General features: G+C 43.1%; 14 protein-coding genes and 1 pseudogene. 8 read left to right on the forward strand and 7 right to left on the reverse strand.

Features of this window, described 5'->3' with window-relative positions; all coding sequences use genetic code 11:
- The 5 genes and pseudogenes from BR06_RS20555 to BR06_RS0113575 all read left to right on the forward strand — a co-directional run.
- A pseudogene (locus BR06_RS20555) lies at positions 1-817 on the forward strand (hypothetical protein); the annotation flags it as partial.
- Between the two features lie 54 nt (positions 818-871).
- Positions 872-2,557, forward strand: coding sequence for a peptidase domain-containing ABC transporter (locus BR06_RS0113560; protein WP_031483944.1), 1,686 nt, complete (start codon positions 872-874; stop codon positions 2,555-2,557).
- Entirely contained in the window at positions 2,554-3,066 is a 513-nt protein-coding gene (locus tag BR06_RS0113565; protein ID WP_031483946.1) for a bacteriohemerythrin, read from the forward strand. The genes BR06_RS0113560 and BR06_RS0113565 overlap by 4 nt, the downstream gene beginning before the upstream one ends.
- Entirely contained in the window at positions 3,063-5,180 is a 2,118-nt protein-coding gene (locus BR06_RS0113570) for a peptidase domain-containing ABC transporter (RefSeq protein ID WP_051677102.1), read from the forward strand. The genes BR06_RS0113565 and BR06_RS0113570 overlap by 4 nt, the downstream gene beginning before the upstream one ends.
- 21 nt (positions 5,181-5,201) lie before the next feature.
- Positions 5,202-6,539 carry an HlyD family type I secretion periplasmic adaptor subunit gene (locus BR06_RS0113575; protein WP_031483950.1) on the forward strand — a complete coding sequence of 446 codons (1,338 nt, stop codon included), beginning with the start codon at positions 5,202-5,204 and terminating at the stop codon, positions 6,537-6,539.
- A gap of 188 nt (positions 6,540-6,727) precedes the next feature.
- Here BR06_RS0113575 and BR06_RS0113580 read toward each other — a convergent pair whose 3' ends face one another.
- From BR06_RS0113580 to BR06_RS0113600, 5 genes are all read right to left on the reverse strand, one after another.
- On the reverse strand, positions 6,728-8,131 hold the full coding sequence (locus BR06_RS0113580; protein WP_031483952.1) for an efflux transporter outer membrane subunit: 1,404 nt from the start codon (positions 8,129-8,131) through the stop codon (positions 6,728-6,730).
- Positions 8,132-8,231: 100 nt separating this feature from the next.
- Entirely contained in the window at positions 8,232-9,449 is a 1,218-nt protein-coding gene (locus BR06_RS0113585) for an ABC transporter permease (RefSeq protein ID WP_031483954.1), read from the reverse strand.
- A 17-nt stretch (positions 9,450-9,466) separates the two neighbouring features.
- Complete coding sequence (locus BR06_RS0113590; protein ID WP_031483956.1) at positions 9,467-10,186, reverse strand: ABC transporter ATP-binding protein; 720 nt, start codon at positions 10,184-10,186, stop codon at positions 9,467-9,469.
- Between the two features lie 26 nt (positions 10,187-10,212).
- Positions 10,213-11,415, reverse strand: a complete 1,203-nt coding sequence (locus tag BR06_RS0113595; protein ID WP_156952710.1) for an efflux RND transporter periplasmic adaptor subunit — start codon at positions 11,413-11,415, stop codon at positions 10,213-10,215.
- An 86-nt stretch (positions 11,416-11,501) separates the two neighbouring features.
- Positions 11,502-11,921, reverse strand: a complete 420-nt coding sequence (locus tag BR06_RS0113600) for a hypothetical protein (protein ID WP_031483959.1) — start codon at positions 11,919-11,921, stop codon at positions 11,502-11,504.
- A gap of 165 nt (positions 11,922-12,086) precedes the next feature.
- Here BR06_RS0113600 and BR06_RS0113605 point away from each other — a divergent pair, with 165 nt between their 5' ends.
- From BR06_RS0113605 to BR06_RS0113615, 3 genes are all read left to right on the forward strand, one after another.
- Entirely contained in the window at positions 12,087-12,755 is a 669-nt protein-coding gene (locus tag BR06_RS0113605; protein WP_031483961.1) for a response regulator transcription factor, read from the forward strand.
- Positions 12,755-14,230 carry a sensor histidine kinase gene (locus BR06_RS19830; protein ID WP_051677103.1) on the forward strand — a complete coding sequence of 492 codons (1,476 nt, stop codon included), beginning with the start codon at positions 12,755-12,757 and terminating at the stop codon, positions 14,228-14,230. The genes BR06_RS0113605 and BR06_RS19830 overlap by 1 nt, the downstream gene beginning before the upstream one ends.
- 679 nt (positions 14,231-14,909) lie before the next feature.
- Positions 14,910-15,965: a hypothetical protein gene (locus BR06_RS0113615; protein WP_031483964.1), complete on the forward strand. Its 1,056-nt coding sequence runs from the start codon at positions 14,910-14,912 to the stop codon at positions 15,963-15,965.
- A gap of 111 nt (positions 15,966-16,076) precedes the next feature.
- On the opposite strand, the gene BR06_RS0113620 is transcribed toward BR06_RS0113615, so the two are convergent.
- Both BR06_RS0113620 and BR06_RS0113625 read right to left on the reverse strand, forming a co-directional pair.
- Positions 16,077-17,129, reverse strand: coding sequence for an ABC transporter ATP-binding protein (locus tag BR06_RS0113620; RefSeq protein ID WP_031483966.1), 1,053 nt, complete (start codon positions 17,127-17,129; stop codon positions 16,077-16,079).
- A gap of 9 nt (positions 17,130-17,138) precedes the next feature.
- Entirely contained in the window at positions 17,139-18,800 is a 1,662-nt protein-coding gene (locus BR06_RS0113625) for an ABC transporter permease (protein WP_031483969.1), read from the reverse strand.
- Position 18,801: the final 1 nt, after the last annotated feature.

Below are 18,801 nucleotides of genomic sequence, written 5' to 3' on the forward strand. Positions count from 1 at the left end.
GGAACCAGAATCAGAAGTTGTAGGTGAGCCTGATACAACTCCTGAACCTGATCCTGTTGATGATATTACTGAACCTATTGTTGAGCCCGAGCCAACTCCCGAACCTGAGCCAGAGCTTGAAACGGAAGTAGTTTCGGAAGAGGAACCCGTAGTAGCTCCCGAGCCCGAGGGTGAGACGGAAACAGAATCAGACGGTGGTGAAAAGCCAGGTAATCGCTGGGGACAGGTGGAAGAAGGTCCTGACCAAGGCAAGGCAGGTGGGCAGAAATCTACTGACACTGATTCCGATACTACGGATGATGCTGCTGATTCTGGAGGCGGGAATGGGAATCAATGGGGCCGTGTCGAAGATGGTCCCGACCAAGGAAAGGGCGGAGATCAGGATTCTACTGAATCTGATATGGATTCAGCAGACTCTACTGACAAGGGTGGTTCTAAGGGGAATATGGGTGTTGGTAACGGTCAGGATGAAGCTCCTCCCGGAGTGACTGAAGATCAACCTCATTATGATGAAAGAGTTGAAGGTGCTGATGGAGATGATTCTCTTGAAACAGACTTTTTCCTCATGGATAGTGAAGGTGAAGATTCCGGTGGAAGCTGGACTGACATTACTGATAGTGATGGAGATCAGTCCTCGTCATCGTTTGGTGATGATAATAGTTGGACGGAGTCGGTCGAATCAGATTCTGGTAAAGGAAAAGGTAAGGGTAAAGATAAAGGGGATGATCAGAATGACGAGGACAGTTCCGATGGTGCTGACAACCTTGATGCGTTCGAAAATGAAGCTGAAGACTTCTCGGATCAGGCAGATTGGTAGTGTTGTTTTGAAATCTATATCTGTCAGTTGAACCGAAAATACAGGTAAAAATATATGGATTTATCATACTTCAAGGAAAAAAAAGGATTTATGAGTGACCTCTGGGCTATGCCAGCGTTCATTCGTAATTCTTTTGATTTGTTCCTTGCTTCTCTGGGAATTAATGTCCTTTCTCTGGCTTTGCCAATAGTTCTGATGCAGGTCTACGACCGTATTGTCCCGACTCAGGCAACGAACACTTTGCTGTGGTTGGTTGCGGGGTTCTTCTGTGCTCTTATTTTAGAGTTTATTTTACGGTTGTGCCGTTCAACCATTACCAACTGGATGTCCTCCCGTTTTGAACATAGCCTTGCCCACGCTTGCGTTTGTCGTTGGATAAATTGTGTGCTGGAGGATTTTGAAAAAGACGGAGCCGGAGTACACCTTGATCGTTTGCGCGGGGTGAATACACTACGCTCTTTCTATGCAGGACAAGCTTTTCAGTTGATGATGGATCTTCCGTTTGCATTTCTTTTCCTTGCAGTAGTGGGGTTTTTAGGTGGATGGCAGGTCGCGGCCTATCTTGCCTTTGTTGCGACCATATTCATGATCATTACATCCTTTATTCGAAGTAGTTACAGCGTAAACAGGCTTAAGCAAAAGAATCAGGCGGACCGTCGTTATAACTTTTTGGTGGAAGCTCTAGGCGGAATTCACGCAATAAAAGCCCTTACCCTTGAAGAATCAATGTTGCGTCGTCATGAGCGGCTTGAAGCCGATGCAGCGCAGTTGGATTATGATGTGATCTTTAGCGGTAATCTACCGGTAAATATTGGCAATCTTTTTTCACAGATTAATCTATTCGGAGTCCTTTTTGTGGGAGGTAGTCTCGCAATTTCAGGCCAAATTACTTTAGGTAGCCTTGCAGCCTGTACTTTGCTCAGCGGGAGATTTTTCCAGCCTTTCAGAAGTCTTGCTTCATTCTGGGTTCGGCATGCTGATATTGAGATAGCGAAAGAACAAATTAAAAATATAGTAAATCTCCGCGAAGAATATGATCTTGAAGCCCCATGTCTGCCAGATGAAATCAAGGGTAAAGTCGTCCTTGATAATATTTCCTTCAGGCGTGAAAGTGATGGGAGTGAAATTTTTAGCGAACTTAATATGACTGTTGAAGACGGTGAAATGGTTTGCATCAATACAGAGGGCGGCAGGCCCACCACGGAGTTGCTCAACATTATTTACGGTTTGAATCGTCCAGATTCCGGGCAGGCATTTATAGATGGTCATAACTTGCGTGACGTATGTCATGATAATTACAAGGGAAGGATTGAATATATTCCCCAGCACGGCACTCTTTTCAACGGAACTATTTTTGACAATCTGACTCTTTTCAATCCGGCAAACAGGCAAGTGGCTATGGATGCAGCCTCTCTTTTGCAACTTGATAATGTTCTTTCAGAGTTGCCTCTTGGTTATGAAACGAAGGTTGGCAACAGGCTTTATGAATTTTTACCTACTGGAGTAATTCAGCGGATCTGTCTTGCCAGAGCTTTGACTGTTCGTCCTCGGGTTATCCTGATGGATAGAGTAAATGAATCCATGGATGCGGATAGTGAGCAGCTTTTTTTCTGGTTGATGAATAAGCTGAAAGGCAATTGCACCATTATAATCGCTACCGGAAATTCAACTTTGTTTTCAATGGCTGATTCTGTCTACAGCCTCGAGAGTGGAAAACTCAAGAAGGAGATGCAGCCATGATATCTGAAACTGCAGAAAGAAATGGGCGATGGGAGATGGCATGGAAACGCTGGATTCTGCAATCCGCTCGAACATGGGATGATGTGGCTGGTATCATTCAACTTATTAACATCGATCAAGTCGATAAAGATCATATGTTGTTTACTCAATATGCTCTGGATTTAAATTTAATTATTCAAGCTCTCAATAACCAAGAAGCTTCTTTTGAAAATCTATATAAAGGAGATGAGATTTTTCAACGTCTTTTGGATTATGCTAAAATTCATTTTGAACATGAAAAAGTTATAATGGAAAATATTAAAAGCCCTCTTATGGAAGCTCATTTGGAGCAGCACGCAATTTTCATGAAGATGATTGAAGATCATTACAAGGATTTTAAACAAGGGAGATTACATATTGTAAGTGGCCTAAAGCTGTCTGTTCTGGATTGGTGGGTTAACCATATTAACGGGATTGACTATCAGACCTTTGTTGTAAGAAATTCTAAGTTTGGTAAGGGGGCGCAATGATTAGTGGTAATTCCTCTCCCTTTGCTGTTCCCGGCGGATATGGACTTTGCATACCACCACTTCTTGACGCTCTCGGCTGGCGAGGAAATGATGTTCATTTGGCTGAAGCTATGCCTCATCTTTTTGAAAATTTAGACTTGTCCGACCTTTTAAATGTTATGGCTAATCTGAAGTTCGGCAGCCGGTCAATGGCCGTGCGTTTAAACAATATCGATAATCGAACCCTGCCTTGTTTGTTTGTAGGCAGTGACGGCAACGCTATGGTTTTGACCAAAAGTGATGGATTAAACTTTCTGGCTTATATCAGAGAAAGTGAGTCTTATCAGGCGCTCAAGCCGGACACACGGATGGGCACAGCATTCTATTTTGATCAGGTGGACACGAGAGGTCATTCACTTCACCGTAAACAAGAAAACTGGTTCAGAAATGTTCTTGCGCGATTCTGTAAAACTTTTCAGCACGGGTTACTTATATCTTTTTTGCTCAGTGTGCTTACACTGATTATGCCTTTGTTTATAATGACCATTTATGACCAAATGCCTTTTTTTGATAACAATACGAAGCTTGCTTATATTGTAGTCGGGGTCATGGTTTTCATCTTTAGCGATTTCGGATTACGGATTATCCGCTCTGGAATGATGAGTTTTATCGGGGCACGACTTGGAAACATTGTCGGAAATGAGGTTTTTAGACGTATTCTTTATTTACCTCCATCATACACAGAATCCGCTTCTATAGGCTCACAGGCCTCGCGCATCAAAGATTTTGATTCAGTCCGTGATTTTTTTTCAGGGCAGGCTTTTACATCGCTTCTCGAGATGCCCTTTATTATTCTGCTTCTTTTTATGATGTGGGTATTGGGAGGACAGGTGGTGTTTGTGCCACTGACGGCGATAGTTCTTTTTGCCATCCTTGCAGTTATTTACATGCCGCTTGTAAAGCGGGCGAATGCAGGTGTTGCCAAGGTTGGTGCTGCGCGGCAGGAAATTGTCATGGAGATTCTTACCAAAATAAGAGCCATCAAACTAACCAGTACTCCTAGGATATGGGAAAAACGATACCGTCAGCTTTCTGCGGAATGTGCAGCTCAGTCCTATCAGTCCTCGCAACTGGCTTCGCAGATTAGTGTTCTGACTAATACCATTATTATGGCTGCCGGTGTTTTAACAATGGCAGTTTCAGTAAATGGGGTTATAGCCGGAGAAATGACTATGGGGGCCTTGGTGGCCTCAATGATTCTAGTCTGGCGTATCCTTGCTCCTTTAAGATCCGCCTTCGTGGTTATGTTGCAGGTTGAGCGTATTAATAAGAGCGTTAAGCAAGTTGATAGGCTCATGAATCTGGAGATTGAACAGCACTCTGAATCCCTGCTTATGCTCAATCGTAAAATGCTGGGTAATGTTAAGTTTTCACAGGTCTCCATTAGATATACAAACGATGCCCATCCTGCTTTGCTTGGAGTTAACTTTTCTGTTGATCATGGTGAATTTCTGGCCATTACCGGTCATGATGGGGCAGGCAAGTCGACAATTCTTAAATTGATTCTAGGTTTATACCGTCCACAGGCAGGGATGATTGCGCTTAACAATACCAGTTTGCGCCAAATGGACCCACTACTGCTTAGGCGAACAATTGGGTATACCCCGCAGGTTCCGCAGTTTTTTTATGGAACAATAGCCCAGAACCTTAGATTGACTCATCCAACAGCTACCAACGAAGAACTCAGAAAAGCTTGTGAAATTGTAGGTGTTCTTAAAGATATTGAAGCATTGCCTAATGGATTTGAGACCAGAATCGGTGATTACAGAATGAAGCAGATGCATACGGGATTCCTTAAAAAATTGAATCTTTGCCGTTCTTTGGTGCGACCTGCTCCAATCATATTACTTGACGAAGTGCTCGAACGCCCCTCATCAGAAGATCGACCCTTTTTTATGAATATGATCAACGATTTGAAGGGAACAGCTTCAGTAATAGCTGTAACAAATCACTGTGAATATCTTCAAGCTGCCGATAAAATTCTTTGGCTGGAAAAAGGAAAAGTAAAACTTTTTGGCCCGAGGGATGAAGTTATGTCTCGTTTGCCGGATGAATATAAATCCTGTTTATTCTAATTGTATTCAAAGGAAGTAGCCATGAGTTCTGAAAATAGAAAAGTTCGCATTAATAAAAAAGATTCTCTTCATCTCTCACAAGCATTGCTGCTTGAAGAGACAGGAGTGCCACGGCTTGTTCGTTACGTCATTATTACTCTCACGCTTGTCATTGCAGCTTTTATTGGATGGGCATCCGTTACCAAAATTGACGAAGTGGCTGTCAGCAGTGGTAAAATAATTCCTTCAGGTCATATAAAAAGAGTTCAGAGCGAAGATGGCGGAATTGTCTCAGCCATTCTGGTTCGAGATGGGGAAGCCGTTAAAAAGGGGCAGGACCTTATCATAATGGATCCAACTGTCTCTGTATCCAATTTGGATCAACATCTTGGGCGGTTGGCTGCTCTGGATTTACGTAAAGAAAGGCTTGCCGCGCTGATTGACGGTAGAAATCCCGACTATTCAAAAGTGGATGAACGCTATAAGGATCTAGCCGCCCAGCAAAGAAGACTTCATGCGCAAAAGATAGAGTCTATGAATGCTTCAAGAGCGATCCTTAATAATCAAATTAATCAGTATAAAGCTGAACTTATAAATCTGAACAGCAGAGAGGATACTCTACGTCAACAAAACGATCTTTTGAAAGAAGAGTATCAATCATATGAAGGGCTCTTTAAACAGCAATTAGTCGGTAAAAGTGAATATTTCGGAGTAAAAAGGCAGTTTTTACAAGTGCAGGAAAGTCTACACCAGATTCCGGTACATCGTATTCAGGTTGGCGAAAAACTTACTGAAAGCAAGAATAGACTTGTTAAGTTGAAAGAAGAAGCTCTTGAATCATGGATGTCTGAACTTACAGTAGTAGAAGCTGAGGCTTCAGAGATACAAGAAATAATAAAGCGATTTCAGATGGATGTGTTCCAATTGTCTGTGAAAGCGCCACAAGATGGTGTTATTCATAATCTTCAGGTCAATTCGCTGGGGGAAATAGTAAAACCCGGAGAAACTGTGCTTGAACTTATTCCTACAGGAAAGGATCTTATTGCCGAAGTTCATATTTCGTCACGCGACGTGGGGCATATTCAAGTGGGACAGCCTGTGACAGTAAAATTCACAGCCTATGATTTTGCCCGCTATGGCGGGGTAAAAGGTAAGTTGATTGATATTTCACCCACAACTATCGTTGGCGAAAAGGGCCGAGTTTATTATGAGGGGATAGTCACGCTAGAAAAGACTTACCTCGAAAAAGGTAGCCAAAAACTACAAGTATTACCGGGCATGACTGTAATGGCAGATATCCGGACTGGTGAAAAGACTCTGATTGGTTACTTTATGAAACCTATTTATCTGTCATTGCAGCAATCTTTTCGTGAAAGATAGTATCTAATTGGAATTTTGTTCTAAGGATTCAATGTCAGGTTAAGTCGGAACTTTTCAGTAATACTGAAAAGCAGCTTATTCGTTAGGCACATTAATTATACTTCATGAACAAAAAAAGCCTCGCTTCCATATGGAAGCGAGGCTTTTGAAATGGGGCTTTATAAAAATGGTGGAGTTTCTAAAATATCCTATGCTGGATTCCCTTTTTTAACCGGGTTATACTGATCTGGATTTCCACCAAGGGCTTTATAGAGGTTCACGTAATTGAGCAATTGCGCATAGACATTTTCTGCCATGCTTTCCTCGGCAGTACGCCTTGTGTCCTGCGCGTCCATCCAGTCCTTAAAAGTTCCTGACCCTGACCTGTAGCGCACTTCATATATATTTTCGACATTGCGGGCTGCATCAAGATTGTCTTTAAGATACTTGCTCTTGTCAGCTAGATTTTTACGATTCGAAAGGGAATCCCCTACTTCTTTCATCGCTTCGTACAGTGTCTGTTTAAAAGAGACCACTGCTTCATCATATTGGGCCTTGGATTGATCTAGGTTCAATTCTAATTTGTACCAGTTGAGGAACGGAAACGCGATGCCTGAAGCAAGGGCAGCAAAAGGGTTATCCAGCATATTAGCAAGTTCAGCACTTGACCCACCGAGACTGCCGGTCAACGACAAGGTAGGGTAAAAGCTGGCCTTGGCTGCATCGGTATTGGCCAACAATTTGCGTAAACGTGATTCAGCTGCACGCAGATCCGGACGGCGAGATAGCAATTCCACAGGAAGTCCGGCAGGAATCACTGGAAGAGTGGACCTGATAAGACTCTTAGGGTCGGCCATAATTTTCCCTGGAGGCAAGTCAAAAAGGATCGTCAGAGAATTTATATTTTCCTGCCTATTCTGCATATAGGAATAATATTTAGCCTGCTGAATGGTCAATTCCTGCTTGGCTTTGTTGACTTCCAGTTTCGATGCTGAACCATAGCGTTGCTGAGCAAGTATTCGTTTTAAAGTCATCTCGGAAGACTGAATATTACTCCTGCACAAGTCAATGCGCACATTGCTATAAGCTATACTCCAGTAAAGCTTCATAGTCGTACCCACCAGAGATAGGGCTGTGCTCATGCGGTCTTCATTACTTGCAACAGCTTCCCACATGGCAGCGTCACGGGTGCGGGAAAGTTTGCCCCACAGATCTGCTTCATAGCTAATGTTAAAACCTCCGGCATATGAATTGGTAAAACCGCCTTTATCAAAATATTTGGTATTGACGCTGCCGACAGCACCTGAAAGCTGTGGCAACATATCATTGTAGGCAAGTCCCGCCTGTAACCGGGCCTGTGTAACCCTAAATCCAGCTGCAGCAAGGTTATTGTTACGTTCCAGCACCAGCTTAACCAGTTTTGTAAGCGACGCATCTTCAAAGCTTTCCGCCCATTTGGCAGCAGATAAGGAGATTTCAGAGGTACTATTTCCTGTAGAATTCCAGCTTTTGGGAACAGTAACTTCGGGTGGAGTGTACTCAGTCTGCAACAAAGAGCCGCAACCACTAAGAATGAAGGGAACCAGACATACATATATAACAATATTTCTCATGAACTTTACCTGTAATTATTAACGGAAAGAGTGGCTACGGGATTAAGACGCGTTCATTGCGTACCGGAAAACTTTGAAGTGCCATAAATTATAACTGCATTTAATCATATCTCATTGCGTCGATGGGATTGAGTCTAGAAGCTTTTTGTGCTGGGTAATAACCGAAAAATACCCCGATAATCACTGTAAAGAGGACACTGGAGACTATCATAAATGGGTCGAACAGCGCATGGATACCCAAAGTAGAACCAAGTCCAATGGCAATGCCTAAGCCTGTTAAAATACCGATAATACCACCTAAGAGACTGAGGATCACCGCTTCGAGAAGAAATTGTGTCAATATATCTGAACTTCGTGCACCTATCGCGAGAAGGATGCCAATTTCACGGGTTCTCTCGGTGACAGAAACCAGCATAATATTCATGACACCGATACCCCCGACTAAAAGTGAAACACCGGCGACGGCACTGAGCAGGATGGTCAGGGTACTTGTCACCTGAGTGGCCATGCTAACAATTTCCGTTTGGTTGCGTATTTCAAAATCATCTTCATCATCTGAACTGAGCCTATGAGTCTTACGAAGAACACTTTCAATTTCAGACTGAGCCAAATCAAGGGATGACTCGGAAACAGCACTGGCCATAATATCATGAACGGTTTCGCCATCACTCATACGGTAAAGGGCGGTTGTGGATGGGACAAATATTATATCATCCTGATCATTTCCCATGGCTGATTGGCCTTTTTCAGAAAGAACTCCGACAACATCAAAAGGAATGGCTCCGATCCTAATTCGCGTCCCAACCGGATTCTGACCGGAAAAGAGCTCATCCACAACGGTTTGTCCTAGAACCGCAACCTTGGCTTTAACTTTTATATCTCTGGAAGTAAAAAAAGAACCTAAGGCTACTTCATAATTGCGAATAGTAGGGTAACTGACATCCACTCCCTCAATGGTTGTGCTCCAATTTTCACTCCCGGCAATAACCTGTCCTGAAACCCTTATAACAGGAGAAACATTGCCGACATTTGGAGCAAAATTAGAGATAGCCACAATATCATCCATACTCAGACAGCTTCGGCTACCGGCCCCGCCTTTTACTCCATGAGACATGGTGCTGCCCGGCTTAACCATAATTAGATTTGTGCCTAGGCTGGATATCTTCTCCTTGATGTCTGCCTGAGATCCCTTGCCTAAGGCGACCAGAGAAATCACCGACGCAAGTCCGATAATAATTCCCAGCATGGTGAGCAGACTTCTCATTCTGTTTCGAGAAATGCTTCTAAATGCAACAATTATAAATTGTCTTAATCTCATAGAGGATGTTTCCGTTTCTAAAGGATTTCATTATGCTGGGCACAACGCCTATTGGGAATCTTGTATTTATTTATTATGCGTCCGTCCCTGAATTCCACAATACGCTTTGCATGTTCAGCAACTTCCATTTCATGGGTGACAATAATAATTGTGATGCCATTTGCATTAAGCTTTTGAAAAAGAGAGAGGATCTCTTCAGTTGTCCGGCTGTCTAAATTTCCTGTAGGTTCATCAGCCAGAATAATTGCAGGCTGAGTCACCAAGGCTCTGGCAATAGCTACGCGTTGCTGCTGCCCACCCGAAAGCTGGTTGGGTTCATGATGCATCCTGTCTGCGAGACCAACCATTTCAAGAGCTTTTTCCGCCATTATAACCGGATCATATTTTCGATCTCCCCTCCTGTAGATTAGTGGCAGTTGCACATTTTCCAGCGCGCTTGTTTTCGGAAGAAGATTGAAGCCCTGAAACACAAATCCGATTCTCTTATTGCGAATGTCAGCCAGAGCATTTTTATCAAGTTGTCCTACAGGAACTCCTTCCAGCAAATACTCCCCCTGATCAGCCTTATCCAGACAACCTAAAATATTCATTAGGGTAGACTTACCAGACCCTGAAGTTCCAATTATCGCGACGAAATCACCTCTTGGGATAGTGAGAGTAATACTGTCTAGTGCCCGGACAGTTTCTCCGCCAAGGTGAAATGTTTTTGTAATTTCTTTGAGCTGGATTAATTCCATTTTAAATTCCTTAAAAATCAACAGGATTACATTCTCGGGCCGCCCTTTGGTCCGCTGGGTAAAATCTTTGATAAAAACCCCTGAGAACTTTCTACTTTATTAGCATTCTTCCCAATAATTACAGACTCACCAGCTGTTAGCTCAGTATCTTTTATCACTGTGCCCGTATTCGTAGTCATACCTAGGCTGACTGGAACCCGTTTAGGAATTCCCTTTTCAAGAATATAGATTCCGGTGGTTTCTGTTTTGTCATGAATGTCAAGTTTGAAATATAAGGCAGCGTTCGGTACCACCAGTTCATTTTCAACTTTTTCGACACAAAAATCAGCAGTAGCAGTCATTCCCGGTAGAAGCCGACCTTCTTTATTTGGTGCATCCACAATTACGGTATATGTAACAACATCGGAAGTTTCGGTAGGGTTCAGCTGAATCTGGCTCACTGTTCCGCAGAAAATTGTGTCGGGATAAGATTGAACAGAGAATTTAACCTGCTGTCCCTTTTTAACTATTCCAACATCGCTTTCATCCACATTAGCTTCAATCTCCATGTCTGATAGATCTTCAGCAATAATAAAAAGAGTAGGAGTGCTGTAGCTAGCCGCTACGGTCTGGCCTACGTCGATGTTCCGTTCGAGAATAACGCCGTCAATGGGAGACTTGATCTGTGCATTTTCAAGATTTGTCTCGGCACTTTTTACAGCGGCCTTTGCGGATAGGATCTGCGCCTTTGCAATATCTTTTTCCGTCTCATATACAAGCAGTTCGTGAGTTGAGAGATGTCCCTCTTTGTATAAAGGTTTATTCCTTTCATAGTCTGCTGCGGCCTGTTTATAGAGAGCACTAGCACTGAGAACAGAAGCTCTAGCTATTTCCACAGCAGCTTTGAACAGGTCCAGATCAAGTTCAGCCAGAATCTGCCCCTCTTTCACCTGATCATTATAATCGACCAATACTTTTTTTATTGTGCCGGAGACTTGCGTTCCGACCTCAACAGTTCCAACTGCAGCAATAGTTCCGGTACAGGAAATCGTATTTTCCATGTCGCATCTTTTGATTTTTTCCAGCCGATAAATAGGAGCTTCAGAATGATCCAGAGGAGAAGATTCAACCCAATTATTCTGTGCATATTGGACTAGAAAAAGAACACCTCCAACCATGAGTAAAATTTTTAAAAGATTCACACCGCTTTTTAGCGTTTTCATCACAATCATTTTTCGTGTAGATGGCATAATTACAAAACCTTATATGACCGTTTGTTTGAACAAAAAATCAATGTTCATTTATATCTAGAAATCCGTCATGGTTCCTGTCAAAACTACCAAAGCGATGCTTCCTTTTCAGAAGAGTTTTCAAAATAAGCTGCATTGCATGCATCGCGGCAATAACGCCGGTCTCCGCAAGCCAATTCATCTGATCCATCACAATATTCCTTGCAGGCCTGCTCATTTGCGGCTTTAAGTGCAACGGAGTAATCTCCATCAGGGCCGAGTGTCGATGGAACTTTCATGTCCATTGTCCTGTAGTTCAGGCGAAAGTCAGTTTTGGTACATGCCTGCCGACACTGACGGCGGGTAGCGGCATCGACCTCAAGACAATCGCAACAATCCTTACACTGACTTTCATTGCCCGTAAGAGTTATGCAGTCTTTAATGCTTAGTTCTTCAGCAAATGCACTGAGTTGATAAGAATTTATCGATAAAAGTGTAGCAACAATTATGAATGCCAGTTTTTCCATATGACCATTTCCTTAATGAAAAGTTTCTGTACTCAGCTGCGATAAGCTTGAAGGTAGAAAAGAACCCTAGAAAATGAATGACACATGAATAAAAAATATTTTTTTATTCATTTTCTATTAATATTTGTGAAAGATACTGCCTTCACTAAATGTCAGGGAGGTAAAATGAAAATTCTTATTGTCGATGATGATCGAAAACTATGCGATGTGCTGAAACGTGGTCTGAAAGAGAATGCATATGTTGTTGATTGTGCTTATGATGGAAAAGAAGGTGAGTGTTACGCGGATACACATTCCTACGATTTGATTATCTTAGATGTTATGCTGCCAAGCAAAGACGGCTTGGCAATTTGCAAAGATCTTCGAAGAAAGAACATCACCACTCCCATTCTCATGTTGACCGCCCGGGACACTGTTGAAGATAGGGTCAGAGGGCTTGATACCGGAGCGGATGATTATCTCACCAAACCATTTGCGTTTGCTGAGCTTTTAGCTCGTGCACGAGCTCTTTTAAGACGTGATAACCCCTCAAAATCGTCTAAATTGTCTGTAGGAGAATTGCTTCTCGATACAAAGAGTCGTGAGGTTCACTGGAAAAGTGAACCTATCGAACTGACGACAAAGGAATATGTCATTTTGGAATATCTAATGCGCAATCCAAATGCGGTCGTAACCCGTACCATGATTGAATCTCATGCCTGGGATTATGATTTGGACAGCATCTCAAATTTGGTGGATGTCTATATTCGAAGGATAAGACAGAAAATAGACCCTGAGCAGGGTAAACAAATTATTCAGACCGTTAGAGGTGCTGGATATAGAATGAAGTCGTAATGAATTTAATAAATACCATAAGGTTTAAATTTACTCTCTGGTACCTATCTATCCTCAGTGTTCTTTTAATTCTTTTAGGATGCGGGATTTATTTTACACTTTCAGGAACATTGCACAGTAATTTTGATGATTCACTGAGAGTGAGAGGGAAGCAACTAGCAGAATTCAAGGATCTCATTCCAATTATTGCCTCCGGAACATTTGAGGAAGAGGCCGGAGAGCTTGTCGCTATCTATTTTTACACAAACGGCAAATTGACCCATATATCTCACAAGGGACATGGAATCCCTATAAGTAACTCTCTGATTAATCAGGCTCTTTCCGGTGAAAACGTTTTTTCAACGGAATCTCGCCTAAAGGGCGAAAAAATGAGGGTATTCGCAACTCATTATATTCCAGATAATCCAATTATCCAATTGAAGCGGTTTGTCGAAAAAATGAATGGGCTTCATCCTAAAGATGGAAAACATCCCGAAAAATCCATTTTTAACACGAATCAAGCCGTGGAAATTAAATCAGCTGTTCTGGTAATAGCCAGACCCACAAAGGACATTAATCTAGCTATTGATCAACTATTGCGCATACTCCTTACGGCCATTCCGCTTACAATTGCTTTTTCTGGTTTTGGAGGTGTTTTCCTTACACGAAAAGCATTTAATCCCGTTAAAGAAATCACCAAAACAGCTCAGGAAATAGGAGAACACGATTTAAGCCAGAGAATCAAGATTAAGACAAAGGATGAGCTGGGTGAGCTTTCTACTGTACTAAATAAAATGATAGACAGGATAGAACGAGCATTTCAACGTCAAACAGAATTTACTGCTGATGCTTCGCATGAACTTAGAGCTCCTCTTGCCGTTATTCAAGCCGAGGCTACACTTACTCTGGAAAAAGAAAGAGACGCCGAAACATACCAAAAAGCCCTTGAAATAATTGCTCAAGAATCGAATGAAATGTCCGTAGTTATCAGCCAGCTGTTAACTCTTGCCAGAGCAGATGCAGGCAAGGAGCACCTTGAATTAAAATCGATTGATATGGCTGAATTTATCAGTACAGTATGTGATGATATTTCCATTCTTTGCCGAGAAAAAGGGTTGATTCTGAAGCTATGTTCTTTAGACAAAGTGTTTGTTTATGGAGAAAAATCCAGTCTAAGAAGATTGTTGGTTAATATACTGAGCAATGCCATTAGATATACGCCTACATGTGGAGTCATATATGTTAGTCTAGAGCAGGTTGAAAATTCAGCAGTGATCACAATAAGGGATACCGGCATCGGAATTCCCAACGAAGAACTTCCACATATTTTCAAACGATTTTATCGAGTTGATAGAGCGCGGTCCAGAAAGACAAGAGGAAGTGGCTTGGGATTATCTATTTGCGAACAAATTGTTGATGCTCATAAGGGAAAAATTGAAGTTGAAAGCTGTATAGGAATAGGGAGTGTCTTCTATGTTAAAATTCCTATTGCATGAGGTGTTTGTATTTGGAATCTGATTAATAAATTTCATAAAAAATAATCAAAAAAATAATCTTCGCCTTAATAAAAACGGATTTAATTGTAGTGGTTCATGCTTGATCTGACAGCCAGCCTTTTTGATGGAGCTGTAATTCCTAGTTTAGTTTAAACTTTGGACCTTCTCATCCCAATCTGCTGAAGGTGTTTTTTCTTAACCCTTTGCATTAACTTTTTCATTGCCTGAATAACATTTCCTACAGCACAAGGTGGACTATGTGGAATAGGCCACCTGTTTCCAGAAGCCCCGCGTCTTGACCAAGAAATGACAAAATTTTTAGAATGGTTCGAGCGCTACATGAATACATCCAAATATGCCAAGCTGGCAAAATGCTCTACAGATACAGCTCTCCGCGATATCAAAGATTAAAAGGATCGTGGAATTTTGAACAGAATGCTAGCGGCGGGCATAGTACGCATTATTATGTCAGTATTCCGGGATATCGGGATATCGGGATATCGGGATAACTGAATAGTCCTGAGTAATCCTGTAGGGACAGTATAATAGGAAAATTTAGCTGTAGGGAGAAGCTCTCGGTTAACGCCGCTTATCCTTTATGCAAAGTTTATTGAAGTTGCACTTGCGAGTTGATTACAGGATCGTTAGAATGATTAAACAAAAGGTGACTGTATAAATAATGAAGAAAAAAACAGGTGTTATTATGAGTGTTATGCAAAAATTGCATAAGTTGGTTCCGACTAGTGGTAAGGTGTTGGCTTTCTTTATTCCTTTGCTATTGTGGGGTATTTGGTGGGCCGTTTCGGGCATTGGTTATATGTTCTCCACTACTGAGTGGCCTGAAATATCCGTCCCTGTTTATTCGGAGATAGTAGAGGTTAAGGCTCATCCTGCCTTCAATAACCCAGATGCTTCTGCTTCGAGCAAGGAAGAGCTTGAGACTATGAAGGGCCGGGTTCTTGCTCTGGCAATTGTGTCCCGGTTGGAAGCTGAGCTGGCTGATGGGTGGACCCCTCAGTATCTGTTTGTGACTCCAAAATCTCATTTCGATAATGCGGTCAATCGCAAGCTTGGAGTTCTCACAGCTACGACTCTTTTGCAGAAGTTTTTCTCTACTACCATGGCAAAGTACGGATCCATGGACCCTGAAAATCCGTGGATGCAAGAAGCTCGTGAACGAGACTTTACCTACGGTCCTCGGATATGGGGTTTCTTCGAGAGGTCTTCCTCTTCCGCGTATGATGATGGAGTGGCTAATGTCCACAAGTACGCCGATAAGTTGATTAGCACGAAAGTGGCTGACAAGAAGAAGGGCGATTCCCGTGCTATTGTCAACATCAAGGCCAGCGAGATTTATGAGATGTTGACTTTCATCCTTTCCAAAAACTTTATTGACGTTCCGCTGGGTTGGCTATCTGCACCGGGAGAGACTCTGATGGGCTCCGAGTTGGATGATCGTGTTTACTTCGCGCAAGGCATGACGTTGGTTCTTCGTGATGTAATTACTGTGTTGAAAGAACTGTATCCTGAAAAAATTACCAATGTGGACAAGGGTGGAACTCAGAACCTTGAGGAGGCTATGGTCGCCATGAACAAGATCTGTACATTCAACCCTACGGTTGTCTTGAGAGGCAAAGAAGATTCCATGTTCGCTGACCACCGAGGAAAAATGGCTCGCTATATGTTCACAGTGAGAGAGCGACTGCTCGACGTGGCCGAAACTATTCGAAGATAAAGAAAGAAGATGCGGCGTTTCAGTTCCGCCCCAAGAACTTCTTAAATTAAGGGTTTACATCAAATACGATGTAAACCCTTTTTTATTAACATGAACCGCATGACTGCTCTTTTAAAGACAGCTATCCGCCGGAAATACAACCAGATCTTCTACTTCTTGAAATATTCCGATACGTTGACCTATTGCATGCTGGTGGTGGCTTGGCACAAGCGAGAGGATTTGTTCTCCACTGTCCAGTTCAAGTGTGTAGAGGATAGTAGGACCACGAAATGTCTTGGATATGATCTTAGCTCCGTATGGACTATCATCATGATGGACTACGTCTTCAGGTCTGATTAGCAGGTTTACTTTTGAATTAGGACTGTACTCTTGTGGAAGTTCTCCGCTGAGCGTTCCAAGGGCGCATTCTACTGTGCTTTGGCTGGTAACCTCACCTTTAATGAACATTCCTTCCCCCACAAAACTTGCCACTACTGGATTCACAGGACGATGATAAACAGCGTGCGGAGTGTCCCATTGCTGCATGGTCCCGCTGGAAAGTATCCCAACTTTGTCCGCCATGGCAAAGGCTTCATTCTGGTTATGAGTTACCATCAGCGCTGTAATAGAGCGATCCTTAAGGATTTTCCTGATTTCTGTGGAAAGGGTTTCGCGCAGAGCTACATCAAGATTGGAAAAAGGTTCATCCATGAGCAAGAGCTTAGGTTCTGGAGCGAGTGCGCGTGCAAGAGCCACACGTTGCTGCTGTCCACCGGAAAGTTCGTGAGGATATTTATCCCCTTCTCCCAGTAGTTCAACCGTTTGGAGCAACTCTTCAATCCGGTTACTCTGTTCCTTTTTCGAAAGTGAATCTATTCCGAATGCAATATTTTCTTTCACTGTGAGATGAGGAAAGAGTGCGTAATCTTGAAAGACCATGCCGATACTGCGTTTTTCTGGTGGGACAGTTTTGTTTCCAGCAACTTTTCTGTCTGCGATTGAAATGGAACCGGCCGCTATATCTTCAAATCCGGCTATCGAGCGCAAAAGTGTTGTTTTGCCGCAGCCACTAGGGCCAAGTAGACAACCAATCTCTCCCTGTTCGAGGGTGAAACTGACATTTTTGACTGCATGAAAATTATCATAAAATTTATCTATTTCGTTAACTTTAAGAAGTTCCGGCATAGTAGCCTCCTATTTGTCCATCTGTTTGGTGAGCAGCAGCACAGGTATAAGTCCGACGAGTATTAAGGCTACGGCTGGGGTTGCTGCCAGTTCCCATTCTCCTTCGGAAGTGTACTCATATATTTTGACAGCAAGAGTGTCCCAGCCAAAAGGCCGCATCATCAGGGTTATGGGCATTTCTTTCATGATGTCTACAAGAACAAGAATGGCTCCGGTAAGTAGTCCTTTTCTGAGCATAGGAATGTATATGCGGCCAAGCAAAGCCGTTCCTGTTGCTCCAAGAGTGCGGGCGGCTTCGCCTATGGATGGAGTTATGCGCTGTATTGCACTGTCCACAGAACCGAATCCGGCGGCAAGAAAACGAATACAGTATGCTGCGATCATCAGGCCCAGTGAGCCCTGTATAAATGGCGTGGCATTAAATCCAAGGTCTTTCAGCCCACCGACTACAGTATTATCCAGCCATGCTGCAGGAATAAAGATACCTACAGCCAGAACGGTTCCGGGCAAGGCATAGCCAAGCGTAGCAAGGCGTGTGGCCCAGTTCATAAGTGGACCGGCATCATTTCTTTTAACAAAGGCAAGAGCAAGGGCAGCTGCGATCGTTAAGGTTGCTCCGACAAGGCCAAGTAAAAAAGTATTTAATCCGTATTCAAGATATCTGGAAAGATCTGAATCAATGGATTCAAGTCCCCACATAATCAGTTTGAAACATGGAAGAGCAAAGGCCATAAAAAACATTAAAGCACAGGATGAAAAGGCTACCCACTTCCAAGGGCCGGATAGTTTTAGGCGTTCAGTGTTGTTTGGTCTTCCTGCCTCTGTGAAGCGCATGCGCGAGCGCATTTTCTGCTCGGTAACCAGTGCGACAAGAACTATTATTCCCAATACGGAAGAAAGCTGTGCTGCACTTGCAAGGGAAAACATACCGAACCATGCTTTATAAATGGCTGTGGTGAAAGTGTCGTAGTTGAAGATCGAAACTGCACCGAAATCAGCAAGAGTTTCCATGCAGACCAGCACAAGTCCGGCTGCTATAAAAGGGCGGGCCATTGGTAGCGCTACTTTAAAAAATGCTTTTGCCGGTGAATGACCCAGCGTGCGGGCTGCTTCAAGGGCAGTGCGTCCTTGAGTCATGAAGGCGCTACGACTCATGAGATATACATATGGATAGAAGGCAAGAGAGAGGATTGTCGAGACCCCGAGTCCGTTGCGGATATCTATAAATCCAGCGGAAGGAAATATGCTTCTTATAAGAGACTGTACTGGTCCTGTGAAATCGAAAATTCCAAGATAAACAAAAGCAAACACATAAGGAGGAATGGCAAAGGGCAGAACCAATGCCCATGAGAAAAATTTGCGGCCTGGAAAATCACAAGCTCCGGTGAGCCAACCAAGTCCCACTCCGGCTATAGCTGTAAGGGGCAAAATGCAGGCCAGCAGTATCGCGGTATTAAATATCAGTCCACCGAGTACGTTTTCAGTCAAGTGCGACCATATTTCCTGCTGTGGAGAAAAAAGATAGCTCATGATTACGAGTAGAGGCGTGGCTGAAGCAGCCGCAAGTGCTCCGGCAATGGCGAACCATGCCGGAGACTTGAGGCGAAAGATGTTCCGCCGGAATGCTGGAGGTCGAATTCCGACTGAATTTCGAGAGTTCTTTAGAAACATG

The organism is Maridesulfovibrio frigidus DSM 17176, from assembly GCF_000711735.1.
Lineage (GTDB): Bacteria > Desulfobacterota > Desulfovibrionia > Desulfovibrionales > Desulfovibrionaceae > Maridesulfovibrio > Maridesulfovibrio frigidus.